The organism is Coleofasciculus sp. FACHB-712 (assembly GCF_014695635.1).
Lineage (GTDB): Bacteria > Cyanobacteriota > Cyanobacteriia > Cyanobacteriales > FACHB-T130 > FACHB-T130.
Genome location: NZ_JACJOQ010000210.1, coordinates 1 through 3,263, shown reverse-complemented (window position 1 = coordinate 3,263; position 3,263 = coordinate 1). Strand labels below are relative to the sequence as shown.

General features: G+C 49.4%; 5 protein-coding genes. 2 read left to right on the top strand and 3 right to left on the bottom strand.

Going from position 1 to position 3,263, the window contains the following annotated elements; all coding sequences use genetic code 11:
* Positions 1-415 (bottom strand): dihydroxyacetone kinase phosphoryl donor subunit DhaM (gene dhaM / locus H6F50_RS05965; RefSeq protein ID WP_190427408.1); only part of this gene is annotated, 415 nt, incomplete at its 3' end.
* Positions 416-481: 66 nt separating this feature from the next.
* Here dhaM and H6F50_RS05960 point away from each other — a divergent pair.
* On the top strand, positions 482-1,153 hold the full coding sequence (locus tag H6F50_RS05960; protein ID WP_190415008.1) for a HEAT repeat domain-containing protein: 672 nt from the start codon (positions 482-484) through the stop codon (positions 1,151-1,153).
* A 64-nt stretch (positions 1,154-1,217) separates the two neighbouring features.
* Here H6F50_RS05960 and H6F50_RS27525 read toward each other — a convergent pair whose 3' ends face one another.
* Entirely contained in the window at positions 1,218-1,742 is a 525-nt protein-coding gene (locus H6F50_RS27525; RefSeq protein WP_190427404.1) for a hypothetical protein, read from the bottom strand.
* Positions 1,743-1,879: 137 nt separating this feature from the next.
* Here H6F50_RS27525 and H6F50_RS05950 point away from each other — a divergent pair, with 137 nt between their 5' ends.
* Complete coding sequence (locus tag H6F50_RS05950; RefSeq protein ID WP_190427401.1) at positions 1,880-2,440, top strand: phycobiliprotein lyase; 561 nt, start codon at positions 1,880-1,882, stop codon at positions 2,438-2,440.
* A gap of 48 nt (positions 2,441-2,488) precedes the next feature.
* On the opposite strand, the gene H6F50_RS05945 is transcribed toward H6F50_RS05950, so the two are convergent.
* A complete protein-coding gene (locus tag H6F50_RS05945) occupies positions 2,489-3,202 on the bottom strand; it encodes a hypothetical protein (RefSeq protein ID WP_190427397.1) in 714 nt (237 codons plus the stop codon).
* Positions 3,203-3,263 lie beyond the last annotated feature (61 nt).

Below are 3,263 nucleotides of genomic sequence, written 5' to 3'. Positions count from 1 at the left end.
GATTAATACCGGATAACTGGGAGGCTTTCGCTGCTAATGCTCCTCGTGCTTCGCGGATGACTTGCTCAATATTTGCACCGGATGCTGCTGTTACCGCTGCGGCGATCGCTCCCTCTACCAGCGGTGCCTCGCAGAGTCTCACTTGATGCCGCCGTTCTTCTGGCAGAAACTCCAACGCCATTTCCGCACTCAGTACAGCACTCCCTAAATCCATCAAGATGAGGACGCCATCCTCACTGTAAACCGACTCAATCGCTTGATAAACCTGCATTACATCCGTACCAAAGGGATTTTCCGGATCGTCAATCCCTGCGGCTAGAGCCAGCGACACGGCACCTTGAACCATTTGCTGCACTAACGCTTGCACTCCCTCTGCCAGCTTTCGACTATGCGATACGATGACAATTCCCACCATCTCTCCACCACTTCCTGAGATAACTCGCTCAATTATGTTAAGATTTATTAAAGAGCTTAGGATTTTATGACTCATCCCAGCTTAGAAAATATTGGTGCCCAGCTAGAAAGTCCGAATTCACGCGATCGCATGTTGGCGCTTGCCTCTTTGCGTGAAGTATCGGCAGATGACGCTGTACCCCTGATCAAAAAGGTTTTAGACGACGAAAACTTGCAAATTCGCTCGATGGCGGTGTTTGCACTGGGTCTTAAACCGACCGAAGAATGCTTTCCGATTCTCGTGAAATTGCTAGAAACTGACCCCGACTACGGGATTCGCGCCGACGCCGCTGGTGCCTTAGGTTACCTGTGCGATATCAGAGGATTTGAACCCTTGGTGCGGGCGTTCTACGAAGATACCGATTGGCTGGTGCGTTTCAGCGCCGCCGTTAGTTTGGGCAATTTAAAAGATCCCCGCGCTTTCGACGTACTGGTTCGGGCATTAGATAGCGAAGAAGTCGTGTTGCAACAGGCAGCGATCGCGGCACTCGGTGAAATTAAAGCAGTAGGAGCCGTCGATCAAATTCTCCGCTTTGCCCAAGCTGAGGATTGGCTTGTCCGTCAGCGGCTTGCCGAAGCCCTAGGACACTTGCCCAGCGCCAAGAGTATCTCCGCGCTCAATTACCTGGAAAAAGACCGTCATCCCCACGTTGCTACCGCTGCCACCATCTCCCTGAAGCGGCTATCTGAAAACAATTAAAAATTAGAAATTAAAAATGGGGGATTCTCCATTTTTAATTTTTAATGGGAACATTTTTAATTGCTTACAGCCAGTGAGCGACGGAAAACAAGCCATCTTCTACCTGAATATGCTCCACACCGCGCATCTTGACGATGGGCTGACCCTGATAAGATACGCACAGCCAACCACCGAGGACGAAATCAACCGTAATCTCATTCGAGAAGATTTCGTCTAATCGCAGGATATCGATTCCCGACTCATCCTCAATGGTGTCAAAACCATCGCCGGGAGCGTAAATATAGACATCATTGCCGGGACCGCCATCTAAGCGATCGTCCCCTTCGCCGCCAACCAAGACATCTTCGCCGTTGCCTCCGAATAAGCGATCGCGCTCCGAACCCCCCAGTAAAAAGTCATCCCCACCTTCGCCATACAGGGAATCCTCGTCCTCTCCCCCTTGAATCAGGTCATTTCCTTGCCCACCGTGGATGATATCGTTGCCTGACTTGCCAACCAGGGTATCGTCGCCAGCATACCCAAAAATAACATCGTCGCACTGGGTGGCTTCAATGTAGTCATCGCTGGGAGTGCCATGAATTCTAGACATGATGCAGGTTTACTCATCCGAATACTCTTTAACCTTTTATAAAGTAGAGGTCAGCGGTTATTACTCTCTCTAGCGGCTGGTCAATCTAAGATATTGAAAGTGATGTTAAAAATTATTAGTCCAGAAGAGTTTGATTCATGGATATTCAAGAGTTTTTCCAGCTGAGTGCAGGCAAATGGTTTTCCCAGCGTACTAGTCACCATCTGGCTTTCAAGCAAGCAGAAAGTGGCAAGTCAGACATCAAAATCGAGATGCTCTCGGCAGAAGATCCGGAAGTGATCAAGCTCTGCGAACAGTACGAAGTTAACCCAGGCTTAGCTTGGGGAGGCGCTCGCGTTAGCTGGGATGGCACGATGGAATGGGATCAAGAAAAGCACGCAGGTTCTAGCGTTCTCGTCCCGATTCCCGACCCGGAGAAGCCGAATGAAGGTCAGTTGCTGCGCGACATGGGCTATGCCGAGAAAGCATCGGTCGCCGGTCGCTATGTCATCGGTAGCGATAATTCATTCACGCTGATTACCGAGTATGAAACGATGTACTCGGAAGAACGCATCTGGTTTGCTAGCGAAAACTTGCGGCTACGAGCCAGCATTTTAAAGCGATTTGGCGGCTTCTCAATGGCTTCTTTTTGCTCGGAAATTCGCATGGGCGTCGCAAAACCACAAGAAAAAGCTGCTGACACCGTCGCCAACAATTAAAAATTAAAAATGAGGATTGTTCATTTTTAATTTTCTGTTTTCAAGGGCTTAAGTCTCTTCATCACTCTGGGCAACGGCTTTGAGTTTTTGGTAAAAATCTGAGTCATCTGCCGTTGGAATGAATTGGTGTATTGGTCGCTTGCTGACATCCCAGCGCGACCAATTTGCTTGATAATTTTTGTGGCTAGAACGCAGCGCAAGGCTGGCGTTGGCGTCTTCTGAATTGGCAACGTCCCTAGGGTTGTCCGTGTTTGTCGGTTCTGACAGGACGGAAGCAGCAGCCTCCTCTGGGGAGGGCGTCTGGGCGATCGCAATTGGGTGGGCGATCGCGATCGCCTCGTCACTGGCACCCACAGATGCTTCCGTTGAGGATGAATAAACTGGATTTATCGCGTCTTTCGCCTTGACTCGCTCTAAACTTGGCTCAGGGTTAGAAGCTAAGGTTGCTGGTAGCGGATCGGCTGCTTCCGTCAAATTTTGGGGAAAATTGCGGCAAACTAAGCGCTCAAAATCATAGTTAAAGTGATACAGGGCTTGACCGCGCCGAGACCAGAAATTTAAGATTTGCTCGACAGAAATCGCTTTGTAACGTCCCTGATAAAGCGCCTCAATCACGGCTAGAGGCACCCAGTCGGCACCAAAGTCGCGAACCCAATGGGCTACCAATTCCTCAGCCGTGTAACCCCTAATCAGTTCAAAACAATAGTAAAGAAGCAGCGTCGTTGCGTAGGCAGTAGCTGAGTCTTGTGTTGACTCTGTCATCAGAAGTTAACTTGGCAGACCAGAAATAATATTAATCGCAGATTAGCGTTTAGCTGTCATC

Coding starts and splice junctions, on each gene's coding strand:
- H6F50_RS05950 (WP_190427401.1), top strand. CDS start 1,880: ATGGATATTCAAGAGTTTTTCCAGCTGAGTGCAGGCAAATGGTTTTCC.
- H6F50_RS05945 (WP_190427397.1), bottom strand. CDS start 3,202: ATGACAGAGTCAACACAAGACTCAGCTACTGCCTACGCAACGACGCTG.
- H6F50_RS05960 (WP_190415008.1), top strand. CDS start 482: ATGACTCATCCCAGCTTAGAAAATATTGGTGCCCAGCTAGAAAGTCCG.
- H6F50_RS27525 (WP_190427404.1), bottom strand. CDS start 1,742: ATGTCTAGAATTCATGGCACTCCCAGCGATGACTACATTGAAGCCACC.